This window comes from Synechococcus lacustris Maggiore-St4-Slac (genome assembly GCF_024345595.1).
Lineage (GTDB): Bacteria > Cyanobacteriota > Cyanobacteriia > PCC-6307 > Cyanobiaceae > Synechococcus_D > Synechococcus_D lacustris.
The window spans coordinates 72,549-89,575 of sequence record NZ_JAGQBK010000010.1; the positions used below are offsets into that span (position 1 = coordinate 72,549).

19 protein-coding genes are annotated in these 17,027 nt (G+C 49.6%); 14 read left to right on the plus strand and 5 right to left on the minus strand.

Going from position 1 to position 17,027, the window contains the following annotated elements:
* Window positions 1-141: 141 nt before the first annotated feature.
* The 6 genes from KBY68_RS08730 to KBY68_RS08755 all read left to right on the plus strand — a co-directional run bounded on the left by KBY68_RS08730 (window position 142) and on the right by KBY68_RS08755 (window position 4,711).
* Entirely contained in the window at window positions 142-627 is a 486-nt protein-coding gene (locus KBY68_RS08730; protein WP_106499307.1) for an allophycocyanin subunit alpha, read from the plus strand.
* A 37-nt stretch (window positions 628-664) separates the two neighbouring features.
* On the plus strand, window positions 665-1,153 hold the full coding sequence (gene apcB, locus KBY68_RS08735) for an allophycocyanin subunit beta (RefSeq protein WP_106499306.1): 489 nt from the start codon (window positions 665-667) through the stop codon (window positions 1,151-1,153).
* A gap of 29 nt (window positions 1,154-1,182) precedes the next feature.
* Entirely contained in the window at window positions 1,183-1,383 is a 201-nt protein-coding gene (locus tag KBY68_RS08740; RefSeq protein WP_106499305.1) for a phycobilisome linker polypeptide, read from the plus strand.
* 113 nt (window positions 1,384-1,496) lie between these two features.
* Window positions 1,497-2,636 carry an FtsW/RodA/SpoVE family cell cycle protein gene (locus tag KBY68_RS08745; RefSeq protein ID WP_255096815.1) on the plus strand — a complete coding sequence of 380 codons (1,140 nt, stop codon included), beginning with the start codon at window positions 1,497-1,499 and terminating at the stop codon, window positions 2,634-2,636.
* Window positions 2,637-2,660: 24 nt separating this feature from the next.
* Entirely contained in the window at window positions 2,661-3,392 is a 732-nt protein-coding gene (locus KBY68_RS08750) for a cytochrome c biogenesis CcdA family protein (protein ID WP_255096816.1), read from the plus strand.
* An 11-nt stretch (window positions 3,393-3,403) separates the two neighbouring features.
* Window positions 3,404-4,711, plus strand: coding sequence for a cytochrome c biogenesis ResB family protein (locus KBY68_RS08755; protein WP_255096834.1), 1,308 nt, complete (start codon window positions 3,404-3,406; stop codon window positions 4,709-4,711).
* Here KBY68_RS08755 and queF read toward each other — a convergent pair.
* Window positions 4,680-5,078: a preQ(1) synthase gene (queF, locus tag KBY68_RS08760; RefSeq protein ID WP_241537013.1), complete on the minus strand. Its 399-nt coding sequence runs from the start codon at window positions 5,076-5,078 to the stop codon at window positions 4,680-4,682. The two genes, KBY68_RS08755 and queF, sit on opposite strands and share 32 nt — an antisense overlap.
* A 132-nt stretch (window positions 5,079-5,210) precedes the next feature.
* Here queF and KBY68_RS08765 point away from each other — a divergent pair, with 132 nt between their 5' ends.
* On the plus strand, window positions 5,211-5,549 hold the full coding sequence (locus KBY68_RS08765; RefSeq protein WP_106499301.1) for a P-II family nitrogen regulator: 339 nt from the start codon (window positions 5,211-5,213) through the stop codon (window positions 5,547-5,549).
* A gap of 1 nt (window position 5,550) precedes the next feature.
* On the opposite strand, the gene KBY68_RS08770 is transcribed toward KBY68_RS08765, so the two are convergent.
* Window positions 5,551-6,369: a TlyA family RNA methyltransferase gene (locus tag KBY68_RS08770; RefSeq protein ID WP_255096817.1), complete on the minus strand. Its 819-nt coding sequence runs from the start codon at window positions 6,367-6,369 to the stop codon at window positions 5,551-5,553.
* 124 nt (window positions 6,370-6,493) lie between these two features.
* Between KBY68_RS08770 and KBY68_RS08775 the strand changes: the two genes are divergently transcribed.
* Both KBY68_RS08775 and purB read left to right on the plus strand, forming a co-directional pair.
* Window positions 6,494-6,736: a hypothetical protein gene (locus tag KBY68_RS08775; protein WP_315855659.1), complete on the plus strand. Its 243-nt coding sequence runs from the start codon at window positions 6,494-6,496 to the stop codon at window positions 6,734-6,736.
* Between the two features lie 25 nt (window positions 6,737-6,761).
* Window positions 6,762-8,057, plus strand: a complete 1,296-nt coding sequence (gene purB / locus KBY68_RS08780; RefSeq protein ID WP_255096818.1) for an adenylosuccinate lyase — start codon at window positions 6,762-6,764, stop codon at window positions 8,055-8,057.
* Window positions 8,058-8,060: 3 nt separating this feature from the next.
* Here the strand turns inward: purB and KBY68_RS08785 are convergent, their stop codons facing one another.
* A complete protein-coding gene (locus KBY68_RS08785) occupies window positions 8,061-10,826 on the minus strand; it encodes a DEAD/DEAH box helicase (protein ID WP_255096819.1) in 2,766 nt (921 codons plus the stop codon).
* Window positions 10,827-10,837: 11 nt separating this feature from the next.
* On the opposite strand from KBY68_RS08785, the gene KBY68_RS08790 reads away from it, so the two are divergent.
* The 4 genes from KBY68_RS08790 (at window position 10,838) to bioD (ending at window position 14,062) form a co-directional block, all read left to right on the plus strand.
* Window positions 10,838-11,980 (plus strand): aminotransferase class I/II-fold pyridoxal phosphate-dependent enzyme, encoded by a 1,143-nt coding sequence (locus KBY68_RS08790; RefSeq protein ID WP_255096820.1) that lies wholly within the window; start codon window positions 10,838-10,840, stop codon window positions 11,978-11,980.
* Between the two features lie 290 nt (window positions 11,981-12,270).
* Entirely contained in the window at window positions 12,271-12,666 is a 396-nt protein-coding gene (locus KBY68_RS08795) for an alpha/beta fold hydrolase (protein ID WP_255096821.1), read from the plus strand.
* Window positions 12,667-12,669: 3 nt separating this feature from the next.
* Window positions 12,670-13,467, plus strand: a complete 798-nt coding sequence (locus tag KBY68_RS08800; protein ID WP_255096822.1) for a methyltransferase domain-containing protein — start codon at window positions 12,670-12,672, stop codon at window positions 13,465-13,467.
* Window positions 13,468-13,471: 4 nt separating this feature from the next.
* On the plus strand, window positions 13,472-14,062 hold the full coding sequence (gene bioD / locus KBY68_RS08805; RefSeq protein WP_255096824.1) for a dethiobiotin synthase: 591 nt from the start codon (window positions 13,472-13,474) through the stop codon (window positions 14,060-14,062).
* Between the two features lie 8 nt (window positions 14,063-14,070).
* Here the strand turns inward: bioD and KBY68_RS08810 are convergent, their stop codons facing one another.
* A complete protein-coding gene (locus tag KBY68_RS08810) occupies window positions 14,071-14,847 on the minus strand; it encodes an SDR family NAD(P)-dependent oxidoreductase (RefSeq protein ID WP_255096825.1) in 777 nt (258 codons plus the stop codon).
* Window positions 14,848-15,012: 165 nt separating this feature from the next.
* Between KBY68_RS08810 and KBY68_RS08815 the strand changes: the two genes are divergently transcribed.
* Window positions 15,013-15,972 (plus strand): VOC family protein, encoded by a 960-nt coding sequence (locus KBY68_RS08815; protein ID WP_255096826.1) that lies wholly within the window; start codon window positions 15,013-15,015, stop codon window positions 15,970-15,972.
* A gap of 9 nt (window positions 15,973-15,981) precedes the next feature.
* On the opposite strand, the gene KBY68_RS08820 is transcribed toward KBY68_RS08815, so the two are convergent.
* A complete protein-coding gene (locus KBY68_RS08820) occupies window positions 15,982-16,857 on the minus strand; it encodes a hypothetical protein (RefSeq protein ID WP_255096828.1) in 876 nt (291 codons plus the stop codon).
* Window positions 16,858-17,027 lie beyond the last annotated feature (170 nt).

Sequence of the window (17,027 nt, forward strand, 5' to 3'; positions counted from 1 at the left end):
TCCGGGAAATCTTCAGTAACTGCCGCAGAATGCATTGGTGATCAGGCACACTGATCCAGCAACCGGCTAAGGCTGGAAGCACCCAAACCCACAGGATCCCGGCCTCCGCTTTGGTGGCCGCTTGCTTCGAGGCAGAACTGCATGAGCATCGTCTCCAACTCGATTATCAACGCGGACGCTGAGGCCCGCTATCTCAGCCCTGGCGAACTCGACCAGATCAAGGCTTTCGTGACCGGCGGCCAACGCCGTCTTCGCGTCGCCCAGGTCTTGGCCGAAGGTCGCGAGCGGATTGTGAAGCAGGCCGGCGGCGCGTTGTTCCAACGTCGTCCCGACGTCATTTCCCCAGGCGGAAACGCCTATGGCGAGGAGATGACTGCTACCTGTCTGCGCGACATGGACTACTACCTTCGCCTTGTCACCTATGGAGTGGTGGCAGGTGATGTCACACCGATTGAAGAAATCGGGGTGATTGGCGCCAAAGAAATGTACAAAGCCCTTGGCACTCCCCTTGAGGCCATGGCCCTTGCCGTGCGGGAGATGAAGAGTGCCGCCATGGGTCTGCTCAGCGGAGCTGATGCCGAAGAAGCTGGCTCTTACTTCGACTACGTAATCGGCGCCCTCTCCTGAGGCCCGAACGCTTTCACCACTTCACCCTCAGGGATCCATGCAAGACGCGATCACTAACGTCATCAACCAATCCGATGTTCAGGGCCTTTACCTGGACACCAACGCCATGGGGCGCCTTGAGCAGTACTTCACCAGTGGTGAACTGCGGGTGCGTGCTGCCACCACCATCAGCGCTAATTCCGCCGCCATCATCCGTGATGCGGTAGCAAAGGCCCTGCTTTATTCAGACATCACCCGTCCCGGCGGGAACATGTACACCACCCGTCGCTATGCAGCTTGCATCCGCGACATGGATTACTACCTCCGCTATGCCACCTACGCCATGTTGGCTGGCGACACATCAATCCTTGATGAGCGGGTTCTGAATGGCCTCAAGGAAACCTATAACTCCTTAGGTGTTCCCATTGGCGCAACGGTTCAGGCAATCCAAGCCATGAAGGAAGCCACAGCATCCTTAGTGGGCTCAGATGCTGGCCGTGAAATGGCCGTTTATCTCGATTACATCTGCTCCGGCCTCGGCAACTGAGCAGGAGCTCCCCCTCACCTAGGAGCCCCATGCGCCTCTTTAAAATCACAGCCTGCATCCCCTCTCCCGAGAAGGTGAGAACCCAAAGGGAATTGCAAAACACCTACTTCACCAAGTGGGTGCCCTACGAAAGCTGGTTTGCTGAACAGCAGCGAATCATGAAACAGGGTGGAAAAATACTCAAAGTTGAATTGGTTACCGGTAAGCGGCAAACCAATGTGGGCAACTAAAAAGCTGCTTCACCCCCTATAAAAGCCCGGTTCAGCCGGGCTTTTTTTTGTCCCTAATCCATGGCTAAAAAGCCACAGCGGCGGCTGAATGAATTATCAAGCAATTAACAGGCATGGCCAGGGTTAGCAGCCATTCATCTGCGGGGTTATTGCCTTTACAACTCAATCTTTGGCCAGCTGAAACGCGTTTGTTATTTGGCCTCATAGTGGCCTGGAGCGCTTTTGGCTTAATGGTGCTGGCATCTGCCAGTTGGTGGATTTCTGCCCGAGAGATGGGCGATGCCCTCTACACGATTAAGCGTCAATTGATTTGGTTGGTGGCTGGTTGGGGCTTGTTTTTTGTGATCATCCGTTCGCCCCTAAGGCGTTGGTTGCGTTTAGCGGCCCCTGCCCTGCTGGTGGGAGGGGCCATGATCGCCCTCACTTTGGTAATGGGAACAACCGTTAATGGTGCCAGCCGCTGGTTGGTGATCGGCCCGATTCAGTTGCAACCCACTGAACTGATCAAACCCTTTGTGGTGCTGCAAGGGGCCACTTTATTTGCCCATTGGCGCCGTTTAGGGGTGGAACAGCGGCTGCTTTGGCTTGCCGTATTTGGCGGTTTAATTCTGCTAATTCTCAAACAACCAAATCTCAGCACCGCTGCCCTCACAGGCCTTTTGCTTTGGTTAATCGCCTTGGCATCGGGTTTACCTTTGCCTTGGCTGGTGGGTAGCGCCGGTTTAGGCGGGGTAATTGGCACCATAAGCATCCTGGCCAATGAATACCAACGCCTCCGGGTTACATCTTTTCTTGATCCCTGGAAAGATCCCCAGGGCAATGGTTATCAGCTAGTTCAAAGCCTTTTGGCGATTGGCTCCGGTGGCGTAACAGGCACTGGCTATGGCCTTAGCACCCAGAAACTTATGTATCTGCCGATCCAAACTACAGATTTCATCTTTGCTGTGTTTGCGGAGGAATTTGGTTTTGTTGGTTCTTTAGTGCTGTTGTTATTTCTTGCAATATTTGCAGTGGTGGGTTTGCAAGTTGCCATGAGGGCTAGAAGCAACCAAACCCGTTTGGTTGCAATTGGCTGCACCGCCCTATTGGTGGGGCAGTCGCTTATGAACATCGCCGTAGCGAGTGGAGCAATGCCCACCACTGGCTTACCGCTTCCCTTGGTTAGCTACGGCGGCAACTCTCTACTGGCAAGCCTGGCAACGGCAGGTTTATTGATCCGTTGTTCGCTGGAATCAAGCGATCAACATGCCTGATGGACCAATGGATAGGCTGAAGGGGTGGATTTATCCCTCGCCATTTCTGATCTAGCTCGCGCCAGCGAGCAGCTGTTGAAAGGTGGCTTGCAAAATCCAGGACCTGGAACTTTTGCCTTGGTTTTTGGCGCTGGCCTACTCACCAGCCTTGGCCCCTGCAGTTTGTCTTTATTGCCTGTGAGCCTTGCCTACTTGGCTGGATTTGGCACTGAAGATTCAGAATCAGCGCCTCGCAGCCCCTGGCAACGCAGTTTTGGCTTTTGCTTTGGGGTGGTGGCAGCCTTGGTTTTGCTCGGCACTGCGAGCGCCCTACTGGGCAGTCTTTATGGCCAAACACCAGAGGGCATATCTGTTTTGGTGGCCCTGCTGGCTGTGTTAATGGGACTCAATCTGCTCGGCTTAGTGCCCTTGCGCTTACCAGCGGGCCCTGATCCGGAACGCTGGCGCAATCGGGTTCCCCCATTACTTGCGCCCGTAGCAGCGGGCCTTGCCTTTGGCTTAGCGGCCTCACCATGCACTACCCCTGTGCTGGCTGTTTTGCTCGCTTGGATTGCAGAAACTGGTAGGCCCCTGCTGGGTATGGCTTTACTGGCTTGTTTTGGCAGCGGCCAGGTGTTGCCCCTACTCCTGGCGGGTACCCTTGCTGCTTCGCTACCAAAACTATTGGCGCTGCGCTCAGTTAGCAGATGGGTTCCGCCCATCAGTGGTGCGGTGCTGGTGGCCCTAGGGGGATTGAGCCTGCTGGCACGCCTTTAATGAAATTAGGAATGCTTGAACTGCTTAAAAAATGGGCCAACAAGTTGGCGGCAGGGCTTTCAGATCTGCGGGTGGCAATTATTTTGCTGTTGGTGATAGCTAGCAGCAGCGGCCTTGGCACCGCCATACCCCAGGGGGAGCCAAACAGTTTTTATCTGGAGCGCTACAACCCCCACCCTTGGCTTGGGTTTTTGGGTGGTGAGCAACTGCTCAATTTGGAATTAGACCATCTATACACCAGTAATTGGTTTTTATTTTTGCTGGCCTGGCTTGCCGTTGCTCTGCTGCTTTGCAGTTTGCGGCGCCAATGGCCGGCCCTAAAAGCTGGTTTGCGCTGGCTTGATTACAGCCAACCGCGGCAACTGAGCAAATTAGCTGTTGCCACAAGCATCAACAATTCAAATGGCGATCAAGCCCTGCTTGATCTAGCTACCCACCTAAGGCAAAAGGGTTGGGCTGTTAAACCGGGCCCCCAGCGTTTAGCTGCCCGCCGCGGTCTCGTGGGTCGGGTGGGGCCACTGCTGGTGCATGCCGGTTTGATCGTGTTCATGGTGGGGGCCGTGGTGGGGGCCTTCGGCGGCCAAAGGTTGGAGCGCTACCTGGCGCCGGGCCGTTCTTTGGAGCTCCTCAACCGCCAGGGTGAAACCCAATTGGAATTATCGCTGAGCAAATTTGCCATCGATCGCGACCCCGCCGGACGGCCTGAACAGTTCAGCTCCAGTATTGAATTAAATGATAGCGATGCAAATAAACCCCTAGCTACAAAAGTAAGCGTTAATCATCCAATCAGGCATCGGGGTATCACTATTTACCAAGCCGATTGGTCGTTAGCTGCAATCACATTGCAACTGGGCAATAGCCCTTTACTGCAATTGCCATTGCAAACCTTCCCAGAACTGGGCGAGCAGGTTTGGGGGATAGTTCTACCAACAAAACCCGATGGAACCAATCCCGTTTTAATCGCGCTTCAAACCGAGATCGGCCCTGCCCAAGTTTTTGCTGCTGGCAGTGAATTATTGGGCTTATTGCCGGTGGGAGGTGAAGCAGTTGAAATCTATGGCATACCAATTCGCCTGGTGGATGTGTTACCCGCAAGTGGCTTGCTAATTAAACGCGACCCGGGTGTACCTCTGGTTTATACAGGTTTTGCAATTCTGTTACTCGGAGGCGGGCTTAGCCTTATTGCCACTCGCCAGCTGTGGGCCATCGCAGAGGGGGATACGCTACATATAGGTGGCTTATGCAATCGCAATCTCACTGCTTTTGCCGATGAACTACCACTAATTGCTAATGCTGCTCTACACCATGGTGCACCGTAATTACGGTATGTACGTTGCCCCTTGGGTTGAAATCAGCCACTAATTCCATCCAGATTGGTGCAGCAGCTGCCACAAAATCATCCAGGATGCGATTCACAACCTCCTCATGGGAAATAGTGCAATCGCGCCAACTATTAACATAAAGCTTAAGTGCCTTCAACTCCAGAACCCTTGGGCCAGGTTGATAGTTAAGTTGCAGTTTTGCAAAGTCTGGATAACCAGAGAATGGGCATTTACAAGTGAATTCCGGCAATGAAATTGCGATGTTATATGGCCTTTGCTGTTGGGGGTTATCAAAACAGATCAGTTCAGCGGCTGCGATATTGCGTTCGCCATAGGCGGGGCTCTGGGTGCTTGGAACAGTCACGAAATAAAAGTGGATGGGGGGAAAATCAATCAACCGTAACTATCGCTACGCAAAAATGGGCAGGCGGTTCCTGAAATGGATCTGCAGCCATAATTCTGGCAAAGCACTCCCCATGGCATAGCCACCAAAACAATGAAAAAAATAGAAGCAGTGATCCGCCCCTTCAAGCTCGACGACGTGAAGATGGCCCTAGTGAATGCCGGCATCGTTGGCATGACCGTTACGGAAGTGCGTGGTTTTGGCCGCCAGAAAGGCCAGGTGGAGCGCTACCGCGGCTCAGAATTCACCGTTGAATTTCTGCAGAAACTAAAACTGGAAATCGTTGTAGACGACGGCCAGGTGGATACGGTTGTGAGCGCTGTGCAGGAAGCAGCCCGCACAGGTGAGATCGGTGATGGCAAGATTTTTGTAACACCAGTGGAATCGGTAATTCGCATCCGCACTGGCGACCGCGACACCAGCGCCATCTAGCTCAAGGCCCATTGGCCCTATCCACCACCTGGGCCACTAAATCCGCCCATTTATCTGGCTCAAAGTGGGGCTTTGGCCCCAACCAAAGCAGATATTCATGGTTGCCCGCGGGGCCGGTGATGGGGGATGCAACCAATCCCTGGGGCACCCAGCCCAGGCCAGCTGCCGCCACGGCCACAGCCAACACAGCATCCCCTTGCGCCTTGAGATCCCGCACCACCCCGCCTTTTCCCACCCTCTGGCGCCCCACTTCAAATTGGGGTTTCACCAGCAAAATCGCTTCTGCAGCAGCAGCGCCCGCCAGCAATCCCTGCAAAGCTGGCAGCACCAAGCCAAGGGAAATAAAGGAAAGATCCGCCACCGCAAGGGTGGGCAATGGATCATCGGGTTTGTAGAGATCTTCGGCTTTTAGATGCCTCACATTGGTGCGTTCCTTGAGCACAATTCGGGGGTTGGTGCGCAGGCTCCAGGCAATTTGTCCGTAGCCAACATCGATGCCATAAATTCGCGCCGCACCGTGTTGAAGCAAACAATCGCTAAAACCACCTGTTGAAATTCCCGCATCAAGGCAACAGCGGCCATCCACTTGAATTGGTAACTGGCTTAGGGCTGCCTCTAACTTTTCACCGCCCCTAGAAACAAATCGAGGTGGCAGCTCCACTTGAGGTAGGGCGTCAAGATCGATCTCACGGCCTGGTTTATCGAGAATTTCCGCACCTAAACGCACCCGCCCGGCTCGAATCAATTGTTGGGCCTGTTGCCGGCTTGCCACTAAGCCAAGTTCCAGCAAGCGCAGGTCTAGGCGTTGGCGATTGGCCATGGCGCTGGCAATTGCTGTATTGAACTACGTAACAGAAAAGCATCCCAAATCCGAGGAAATCCGAACGCAGCTCGCGTTTAAGCAAAAACCTGCCTGAGAATCAATAAAAGTTTTTTGGAGGAAAATGGCTCAGGCCATCAGCCAACCTGAGCTCAGGCCCTGCGAGAGCCCTAGGGCAAAAGTGTTGATGTTTCCACAACGCTTGCAACCTGGCAGTTTTGTCAAATTGATCCACCATCCCCACGACCTACCTGCCTTTGAGCTGATCCATTGCAATGGCCGCCGCTGTTGGGTGAGGCAACAGGCTTGGGGGTCTGCCGTTTTTTGGGAAGTGTCGCGGCTAAGTATCACAGCCGACGCTAGTTAGATTGATAGTTGACTGAATAATCCTCTTGATCGAGCGTTATACCTTGCCCGAAATGGGCGGGATCTGGACAGAACAGGCCAAATTCCAAAGCTGGCTGGATGTGGAAATTGCCGCCTGCGAGGCTCAGGCCCAGTTAGGCAAGGTGCCTGCTGAGGCGCTAGCGGAGATCAAAAGCAAAGCCAGCTTTAGCCCCGAGCGCATCCTTGAAATAGAAGCTGAGGTGCGCCACGACGTAATCGCCTTCCTCACCAACGTTAATGAACAGGTGGGGGATGCTGGCCGTTATATCCATGTGGGGATGACCAGCTCCGATGTGCTCGACACCGGCCTAGCCCTGCAGCTCAAGGCCTCGGTGGCACTGCTGCGCCAGGAACTAAATAATCTTGCTGCAGCAATCCGCCAGCAGGCCAGGGCCCACAAGCACACGGTGATGATTGGCCGCTCCCATGCCATCCATGGGGAGCCGATCACCTTTGGTTTCAAATTGGCCGGCTGGCTGGCGGAAACCGAACGCAACCAGGAGCGGCTCGAAAGGCTTGAGCAGGTGGTGGCCGTAGGCCAGATCAGTGGCGCCATGGGCACCTACGCCAACACCAATCCTGAGGTGGAGGCAATTGCCTGCGCCCGTTTAGGCCTCACCCCAGACATCGCCAGCACCCAGGTGATCGGCCGCGACCGCCACGCCGAATACGTGCAAACCCTGGCCCTGGTGGGCACCTCCCTGGAACGGTTCTCCACGGAAATCCGCAACCTGCAGCGCAGTGATGTGCTGGAGGTGGAGGAGGAATTTGCCAAGGGTCAAAAGGGCAGTTCCGCCATGCCCCATAAGCGCAATCCAATCCGCAGTGAACGGATCAGCGGCCTAGCCCGGGTGCTGCGCAGCTACACGGTGGCGGCCCTTGAAAATGTGGCCCTTTGGCATGAGCGCGACATCAGCCATAGTTCCGTGGAACGAATGATGCTGCCGGATGTGAGCGTTACGCTCCATTTCATCCTGCGGGAGATGACCAAAGTTATTGCTGGCCTGCAGGTTTATCCAGCCAACATGGGCCGCAACCTCAACATCTATGGAGGCGTAGTTTTTAGCCAACGGGTGCTGCTGGCCCTGGTTGATAGCGGCCTAGCTCGCGAGGAGGCCTACCGGCTGGTGCAGGGCCATGCCCACAGGGCTTGGAATGTGGAGGGGGGCGATTTCCGCGCCAATCTCGAGGCTGATCCGGCGATCAGCAGTTGCTTAAATGCCAGCCAATTAGCGGAATGTTTCAGCACAGAATTACATCAGGCCCAGCTGGATACGATCTATAAACGACTCGATATCTAGGCGTTACGCATCCAGAAGTGATGCCCTAAGTGTGGCTGGATTAAGGGAATCGTCGATAACCCCAGGCAGCTCTTCTTTAACCGGGAAACGGTTGATCATCTGCAGGGCGCGGCGGCCATTGCGGCGCAGTTCTTCACTTACGGCCGGGCAATAGGGCAATTGGGCGAGCAGATCCACCGTGCGGCGCATCAGGCGCACCACATCGCCTTCATCCAAGGAGGTGTTGGCAATCAGATCACTCCAGCTTTCGCCCTCAGCCCAGGCCTTCACCAAACCCATCAGATCCGGTTCCCACCAGAGCGGGAACAACACCCCATGGCGTTCCTGCAGGCGCGCCAATTCCCGCCGCAGGCCGCGCAGGTCGTGGAGTGCCTCCTCTGCTTTTGGGGGAGGTGGGTAAGCGCACCAAAGATCGGGACGGCTCACCTCCGTAGATATTGCCTCAAGGGCAGCAGCTAAATCAGCTGGTGGTAATTCATCAAAATGACCACTCATTAAAGATAAACCAAGCCAGAGCTCGTTATCACCCCTTAGGGCCGCCACTGTTAAACCAACTTCCGTGGGTTCAAGTTCATCAAGGCAGCCAAAGTGTTGGAGTATTTGAATTAAATCAAGAAATGTTTCCCAATGGCGATTAGCGCGGTGATGCAATAAACGCTGACGTTCAGCAATCTCTTCTTCTAATTCCTCCATGCGCCGCCGCTGCTTCTTTAATTGCTTGCGATCACCCCAACGGTGGGCTGGGTGTAATTCCAAATCGTGTTCTAAATTATTTACTAATTCCGCTTGATCGCGCACCTCACCAGCCAGGTCGTATTGGGGGGTGTGCATGTCGTGGCGGCGAGCCATAGCAACCACAGCAAGGGCCAAACCACCACTGTGCTGATCGCCATGGCGCAATTCCCCAACCCGATCTAATTCCGGTACGGGAATATTTTGCACCTGTAAACAACTCAATTCAGCATGGATGCAAACCACGGCATGGCATGGCACCACAATCCAAATGTTTTCATCCGTAAGGCAAAGCAACAGGGGGAATTGAGCGGCCCCTTGTAATTTCTCCACAATAACTGCTGGGGACACACCACCACGCAATTGAGGTGCCTTAATACTCACCAATGTGCCGGGGCTTGCAAATTGCAAAGCAAGGGTTAATTCGTGGGCTAATGTTTCCTCTGCCTGCTGCTGAAGAATGCGCAGCAATCTTCTTTCCTCCCTCAAGCGACTACGTTGCTTTTCGTAGTCTTCAAAATCTTCCCATGGTACATCGGTGGAGGTTTCTCCAAGTTGTTCCAACTGCTGCCGCAGGGAAGTTATGCGCGCTTGATCATCAGCTAAATCCAAAGTAGCCAAGTAGCGACCAAAACTGCGTTCCACCAATTCCTTAGCTTTTGGTAATGCATAACGCTGCAATAGGTTGAGCACCATGCCGTAGCTAGGGGTGAATTGACTCACCAATGGATCAGCTGGGCTTGTGGCAAGTTGGCCAGCTTCCTTAACACCTTCAAACCTACTTTGCATTGCCACCACATATCCCTGCACATCCAGGCCGCGGCGGCCAGCCCTACCAGACATCTGTAGAAATTCACTGGCCATTAAAGGCCTGTGGCCATTTTCAGTGCGCTTTGAAAGGGATGAAATAACAGTGGTGCGGGCAGGCATATTGATACCAGCAGCTAAGGTTTCTGTGGCAAAAACCACTTTCACCAAACCCTGCTGGAATAATTCTTCTATCAATTCCTTCCAGGCCGGTAAAACACCAGCATGGTGAGATGCCACACCACGAAGTAGGGCCTCTGCGTGATAACCATCGCGCACAGCCTCAGGACACTTCAAAGCAAAGGCTTCTAATTGCCGTTGTATGGAAGCAGCCTCTTCTTTATTTAGCAAAGATGCCTTAACAAGATCGCGCACTGCTTTATCACAACCCCTACGGCTAAACACAAAAATAATTGCGGGCAACATTTCCCGTTCTGCCAATTGTGCAACCACAAAACCCATGCTGGGCGCCTCCGGTTGGGGTGGCTTAGCCGATTTCCCCTTGCGTTGATGGCCCTTAGGAGCGCGCCAAACCTTGCAGTTGGGATGAAGGCCGGTGCCGGCCTCGTTTAGCAATGGATGCAAACCTTTTGCACTACAAAAATTGAATTGCAGTGGCACTGGCCTGAAATCGCTAAGGATTAAATCGGTGGGGCCGTGCACCTGCTCAATCCAATCCGTTAATTGACCTGCATTGGCAACCGTTGCAGATAAAGCAACCAACTGAATTGCAGAAGGGCAGTGGATGATTGATTCTTCCCAAACGGTGCCCCGCTGGGAATCATTCATGTAGTGGCATTCATCGAGCACCACCGCCTCAACGCCATCTAGGGGGTCTTCGCTGTTATCGATCTCCGCATAGAGCATGTTGCGAAAAATCTCAGTGGTCATCACCACAATTGGGGCCTCCCTGTTTGCGGTGAGGTCACCGGTCATCAGGCCAACATTGGTGGCGCCAAACTGCTCCCTAAAATCACGCAATTTCTGATTGGAGAGGGCCTTGAGCGGGGTGGTGTAGAACACTCTCTGGCCATGGGCCAAAGCGCGATGGATGGCGTATTCACCAATCAACGTTTTACCGGAACCTGTGGGGGCACTCACCACCACCGAATGGCCCTGGTTCAAAGAGCCGATGGCTTCCAACTGGAATTCATCCAGGGGGAACGGGAAAAGTTGCCCTGGATCCAGGGGGGCAGCACCGTTGGCAGGGGAGCTAGCGGTGGCATTCATCGTTGAATCTTATGGCTGAATTGAAACCAGAAAGGCGCCGGCAGCTGCGCACTTTCATTAGTAAAGCTGCTGGACACCTAGAAACCCCTAGTGGTAACAGTCTGCTAGACCTCGCCAGTAATGACACCCTTGGCTTGGGTAGAAATCCCAAAATCAGCAGAGCTGCCATTGCAAGCATTGAAAAGGGAGGTGTTGGAGCTGGTGCTTCAAGGCTGGTGAGCGGCAGCCGCCCTGAACATGAACAGCTGGAAATAGCATTAGCCAAATGGTTAAAGCGGGGACGGGTATTGCTTTTCCCCAGTGGCTTTCAGGCAAATATTGCAGCTGTTGCAGCCCTTGCTGGTAGGCATAGCCTGGTGCTAGCCGATCAACTAATCCACCACTCATTACTGGTGGGCATCAAAGCAACGGGAGCAAAACTGCAAAGGTTTAAACACAACAACCTTGAAGATCTACAGCAAAAATTAGAGCAGATCCGAGCTGATGATGTTGAACGAGAATTGCTGGTAATTAGTGAAAGCCTATTCAGTATGGAAGGCTCTAGCCCAGATGTAAAAGCGCTAGCAATGCTATGTACAAAATACAATGCAAAACTATTACTTGATGAAGCCCATGCCCTTGGAATCATGGGCGTGGGGGGCAAAGGGCTAGGCCATGGCATTGATGGAATAACTTTGATCAGTGGCACCTTTGGCAAGGCCTTTGCCAGCGGTGGCGCCTTCTTGGCAGCGGATGGGGAAGTAGCAGAGAAATTGCTTCAAACCAGTGGCGCCTTTCGCTACAGCACCGCCTTAGCACCTCCATTGGCAGCAGCGGCGCTGAAGGCCCTGGACTTGATAGGTTCAGCGGATGGGGAGCAAATGAGGCAACAGTTAAGTGCAAGCGCAAATGAATGGCGCAACACGCTCGAGCAACATGGCTGGCCTCGCCCCCCAGGCAATGGTCCGATCCTTGCCATAAAGCTGGGGGGTGATAAAAAGGCGCTTGAAATGCAGAAACAACTTGAACAGGCGGGGCTGCTGGTGATAGCAATCAGGCCGCCAACGGTGCCAGAGGGCCAGGCGCAACTAAGGGTGAGCTTGCGGCCAAACCTGCCAAAAGAAAGCCTTAAAAAATTCATGGCCATCCTTGGAAAAGGAGGCAGCAAAGAATGAAAAGGACATGGCAATTAATAGCCGTTCATGGCTGGGGCAGTGATCAACGCTGCTGGCAATCATGGCGCGAACCATGCAAGAAAAGAGGCTGGCTTCTTGAGTGCTTTGAGAGAGGTTATGGCGAATTCAAAGAAAACTCACCTGAATGGCAAAACAGCTACAAGCATGCATTAATTGTTAACTCCTTAGGGCTACATCTCACACCAAGCAAAATTCTAGAAAATTCAGATGCCGTGATTCTGTTAGCTAGTTTTGGCAAATTTGTGCCAGAAGGAAGCGATGGCAGAAACATGCAAATTGCCCTCAAAGCAATGGCGCAAAAAATAGAAATAGGCAAAATAAGGGAATTATTTGAAGAGTTCAGGGAAAAAGTAGCGGCACCGCAGCCGGTGGATTATCTACCTGCAGGAGTGGAAGATCAGGAGATATCAGAAAAAGGTAAAAAAAAATTAGTAGATGATTTAGTTTTACTTTCTAGCTGCAAAGGGATACCAGAAGCTTTCCCACAGAAAGCAGCAGTTTTGGTAGTGGAAGCTGGCGATGATCAAATTGTGAACGAGGCCAGCAAAGCAAAACTGCGTTTGGAGCTAAAAAATGCAGAAATCATCAAACTTGATGGGATAGGCCATGGATTATTGCTACCAACATTGGCTGAAACAATGCTCAACTGGCTGGCGAAACAATAAGCCATGGAAATAAAACCATGCCAAGCTTTTAAAAAAGCAGCAAAACATTATGCAAAGAATGCCAAACTGCAACAAGCAGTGGCCTGGAGATTAGCAAAACATTGCCAAAACCTAGAGGTGCCCGATGGAACAATCTGGGATTTTGGCGCAGGAAGTGGACATCTAGCCAGAGCTTTGGAAAATCAAAAAAAGAAGTTTTGCGCACTATTAGTAGATGAATGCAAAGAACTACTAGCAGAATCAAAATTCACAAGCATGAGGAAAATGGAATGGGATTTAAATCAAGGAGTGCCACCTATGGCAAAGGGTGCTGCATTAATAGCAAGCAGTTTTGCATTGCATTGGTTAGATAATCCAGTAGAAAAAATAAAACAATGGGGAGAGGCAATAGGCCCAGGAGGCTGGCTAGCAATAACAGTGCCCGTAGAGGGAAGTTTTACAAGCTGGCAGATCGCCGCCGAAATAGCTGGAGTGAAATGCACAGCTATCAAGCTACCAAATTGGCATGAATTAACAAAAAGCCTCAGCGAAGTAGCAGAAATAAAAAAACACAAAATAATTAGATATAGCAAACAATATAGTTCAGGCATGGAATTCCTAAAACAAATGAAATCAATGGGAACGAATGGAGGTGCTATTCACACACTAAATCAGAAAGAATTGAAAAAACTAAACAATTGCTGGCCACAAGAAATAAACAAAGAAATGCAACAAAAAAGGCAGAGCCGTGAAGGAAACAAGATAACGATAAACTGGAATATTATGCTAGTGATAGCACAAAAGCCAATGGCAAAGAATTAAGCAAATGGACACACCTAGCCGCATAATTGTTGCAGGAACAGACACAAATGTAGGTAAAACAATAGTAAGCAGCTTGCTTGTAAATAAATTAAATGCCCACTACTGGAAACCAGTGCAATGCGGCGATCTAGATACAGGTGGCGATAGCGCAACTGTAAAAAAACTAAGCGGTATAAAAGCAAAACAGATTATCCCAGAAGCCTATAGATTAAAAATGCCAGCATCGCCAAACCAAGCAGCAGCTGCGGAAGGAATAACAATAGATAAAGAAAATTTAAGGCTACCTAACCATGAAGGTGCCTTAGTGGTTGAACTAGCGGGAGGTTTAATGGTACCCCTAAGAGATGACTGGCTTCAAATTGATCAAGTTAAGGCATGGAATTTACCAGTAGTGCTTGTTGCGCGATCTGGGCTTGGCACCTTAAACCACACACTATTATCAATAGAGGCGCTCGAAAATAGAAATATAAAAGTAGCAACACTAATACTTAACGGGGAGAAGCATGAAGAGAACTTCAACACATTGCGAAGGATACTAGAATCAAAAATAGTGGTAGAAGAACTAAGTGAGAGAATAAAAGCTAAAAACAACTAAATAACAACTTAGAGACCGGGACTTGATTGCATAATTCCACCGTCAGCAAAAATAGATGTGGCAGTTATGTAGCTTGCGGCATCACTGGCCAAGAAAGCAACAACTGAAGCGATTTCACTGGGCTCAGCCATCCGACCCATAGGTATGGCAGAGTTTAATTTAGCTAAAAGCTCGGGATTATTAATTGTTGGAGCATTGATAGGTGTATTAACGGCGCCAGGGCCCACATTAACAACCGTAACGCCATGGGGCGCTAGCTCAACACCTGCGGTGCGGGCGAGCATCCGAACACCACCCTTAGCCAAACAATAGGCTGTGTTATTTGGCATGGGCCAATCTTCATGAACAGAAGAAATATTTATCACCCTGCCACCACCTCCCTGGGAAATCATCTGCTTGGCAGCAAATTGTGTACCAAAGAAGGCGCTTTTCAAATTAACATCTAAAACCTTGTCGTAGTCTTCAGGGGTAGTATCTAGAATAGAGGTGCGCGTTTCAAGACCTGCATTATTAACCATAACATCAAGGCGGCCGTAGGTTGCAACAGCGAGATCCACAACTCCCTGAAGCGAATCTAGATTAGTAACATCAGCCTGAGCGCCGATAGCAATTCCACCTGAGGCAGCAATTTCAGACAAAATGACTTCAGTAAGTTCAGGGTGAGATCTATAATTAATAACTACACTAGCCCCACGAACAGCAAGTTCTAATGCAACCGATTTACCAATACCACTGTTAGCACCGGTAACAATTGCAACTTTGCCCTTCAAAAATTGTTCAGACATGGGGTAAACACGCTAATTGCAAAATTTACTATAAAATACTAGCACAACTAGCCAAGAATAATTTAAAAAAATTTGTCTGTCAGCAAATAAGCATACATCACAAGAGAAACCAAGAAATGAAGCAATCAGGGTATTATAAATAGAAATTTTTTTTGATGACACAGCATGCCAAACAAGATAGTAAGCATCACGCAAACAACAAAAAACCTAGATGACCAAGTTAAATGGTACTGCGAAAATCTTGGTTTTCAGGCTGGCAAACGAGAAATACTGAAAGGCAATTGGTTTGACGAACTTTTGGGTATGCAGAACGCAGTTGTTGATAAAGCCAAATTGCACCTTGGGGAGGAAGAACTTGAACTTTGGGAATTCCAAAATATAGAGAGTTTAAAACAAAATAATTACCAAGGTGAAATGATACCAGCTGATTCAAAGAGTAATGATCTCTGGTTTCAACACATTTGCATAGTTGTAAGTGATATTGAAGAAGCATTTACCAAAGGAGCAAATAAAGCAGTCCAAATTTCAAGCAGACCACAAACACTACCAGAATGGAATACTGGTGCGGCAAATGTTAAAGCCGTAAAATTTAAAGGTATTCATGGACATCCGTTGGAACTTCTGAATTTCCCAAAAGATAAAGGAGATGATAGATGGCATAATAATAACGGTGATTTATATTTGGGTATAGACCACACCGCCATTGGCGTATCAGATACAAAGAGAAGTTTGCTATTTTACAACGGAATCCTTGGACTTGATATTCTTGGGCAAGGCACTAACTATGGAACAGAACAGGATGAAATGGATGGCTTAAAGAATACAAAGGTTTTAATAAGTACTCTTAGGCCAAACCCTCATGGGATGGGGATTGAACTACTTGACTATCAATTACCAAACCAAGAACGAAGACCCAGAATTAACCCGAAACCAACTGATTTAAATGAGTGGAGGATAATATTATCAGTAAATAACCTAAGCGAACTATATGGGAAAATAGCAACAAGCAATTTGCCTCAATCATTTGGCTCTATAATATCAATACCTGCTAGTATTTGGGGAGCAAGAAAAGCTTGCAGACTAAGAGATCCAGACGGACATGCATTGATACTAATTGAAGAATAAAGAAAACCTTCAATCTCCGTATGCCGGATCAGAACCAGTTAAACGAATAATACGTGTTCCATTATTGCCAACAGGTCCAGCATAGGAACCAAGTATTTGAGGATTTATGGGAGATCCTAAACTAGGCGCTACAGGTACATTAGGACGCCAAAATAACTCTAATGCACCTCCTGAGCCTGATAAATTATCATAACTCGTAGATAACGAAAGTTTTAAACGAGGATTAAAGTGATAATTTAGTTGCAATTGACCGCCGGGGGCAGATGCACCATTGTAATCATATATATAATAAAACCTAGGCAAAAAAACCAAGGCATTGATACCCGTAGGCACTGAAACTTGTATGTTAAAAGGTGATAGAATAGATTTTCCAGGGGAAGGGTAAGCTCGATTGCCAATTGGGGCCGCAAAAGTACTAACTAATTGGAAATTAGGTGACGTAACCTCGAAGCCAACACCAAGTGGTTGGTAGTAAAGCCCAGCCTGCAGAGCATTATCATAACCAAAATTGACTCCCCAAAAACTATCAGCTCCAGTTAATAGCTTCCGATAGCCTATTCGCACGCTATCACCGATAGAATCAATATATGAACTATTGATATTGTCAGTTTCGATTGGGCGCTGCTTAACATAAGCTGTATTGTCAATAAATATTTGCGAATTTGTGTTAATTAACAAAGGAAGATAATGATTATATTCGATTCGATTGGAAGACTGTAAAGGCGCCAAAAGAAATTTAAAAGTATCATTAGGAATAACAAGAGAGGAGATTTCTACAACATCTTGTTTGGAGTCTTGTTGAGGTTGAGCAAATGCCCCAGACGAAAAGAAAGCGGATATGGGTAATGAGAGAAAAGAAGTAAGTAGCAAACAATGATTATTCATAAATGTAAAAGGAATTTAATTAACAAGCAGATTAAAATCAAGGGTGATTAATTGTTCTTAAACTCCATGAGCTCAAAATAATTACCAAACGGATCTGAAATGAAGAAGCGATTACGGTCTGGCAATAAAACCTGATCTTCAACAATATGACCACTGGTTTCCAACGTACT

Excerpts from the sequence above, each read along its gene's own strand:
- KBY68_RS08815 (WP_255096826.1), top strand. The coding sequence starts at position 15,013 with ATGCCAAACAAGATAGTAAGCATCACGCAAACAACAAAAAACCTAGAT.
- KBY68_RS08740 (WP_106499305.1), top strand. The coding sequence starts at position 1,183 with ATGCGCCTCTTTAAAATCACAGCCTGCATCCCCTCTCCCGAGAAGGTG.
- KBY68_RS08745 (WP_255096815.1), top strand. The coding sequence starts at position 1,497 with ATGGCCAGGGTTAGCAGCCATTCATCTGCGGGGTTATTGCCTTTACAA.
- KBY68_RS08785 (WP_255096819.1), bottom strand. The coding sequence starts at position 10,826 with ATGAATGCCACCGCTAGCTCCCCTGCCAACGGTGCTGCCCCCCTGGAT.
- KBY68_RS08755 (WP_255096834.1), top strand. The coding sequence starts at position 3,404 with ATGCTTGAACTGCTTAAAAAATGGGCCAACAAGTTGGCGGCAGGGCTT.
- bioD (WP_255096824.1), top strand. The coding sequence starts at position 13,472 with ATGGACACACCTAGCCGCATAATTGTTGCAGGAACAGACACAAATGTA.
- KBY68_RS08730 (WP_106499307.1), top strand. The coding sequence starts at position 142 with ATGAGCATCGTCTCCAACTCGATTATCAACGCGGACGCTGAGGCCCGC.
- KBY68_RS08790 (WP_255096820.1), top strand. The coding sequence starts at position 10,838 with ATGGCTGAATTGAAACCAGAAAGGCGCCGGCAGCTGCGCACTTTCATT.
- KBY68_RS08765 (WP_106499301.1), top strand. The coding sequence starts at position 5,211 with ATGAAAAAAATAGAAGCAGTGATCCGCCCCTTCAAGCTCGACGACGTG.
- KBY68_RS08820 (WP_255096828.1), bottom strand. The coding sequence starts at position 16,857 with ATGAATAATCATTGTTTGCTACTTACTTCTTTTCTCTCATTACCCATA.
- KBY68_RS08770 (WP_255096817.1), bottom strand. The coding sequence starts at position 6,369 with ATGGCCAATCGCCAACGCCTAGACCTGCGCTTGCTGGAACTTGGCTTA.
- KBY68_RS08800 (WP_255096822.1), top strand. The coding sequence starts at position 12,670 with ATGGAAATAAAACCATGCCAAGCTTTTAAAAAAGCAGCAAAACATTAT.
- KBY68_RS08775 (WP_315855659.1), top strand. The coding sequence starts at position 6,494 with ATGGCTCAGGCCATCAGCCAACCTGAGCTCAGGCCCTGCGAGAGCCCT.
- KBY68_RS08810 (WP_255096825.1), bottom strand. The coding sequence starts at position 14,847 with ATGTCTGAACAATTTTTGAAGGGCAAAGTTGCAATTGTTACCGGTGCT.
- KBY68_RS08795 (WP_255096821.1), top strand. The coding sequence starts at position 12,271 with ATGCAAATTGCCCTCAAAGCAATGGCGCAAAAAATAGAAATAGGCAAA.
- apcB (WP_106499306.1), top strand. The coding sequence starts at position 665 with ATGCAAGACGCGATCACTAACGTCATCAACCAATCCGATGTTCAGGGC.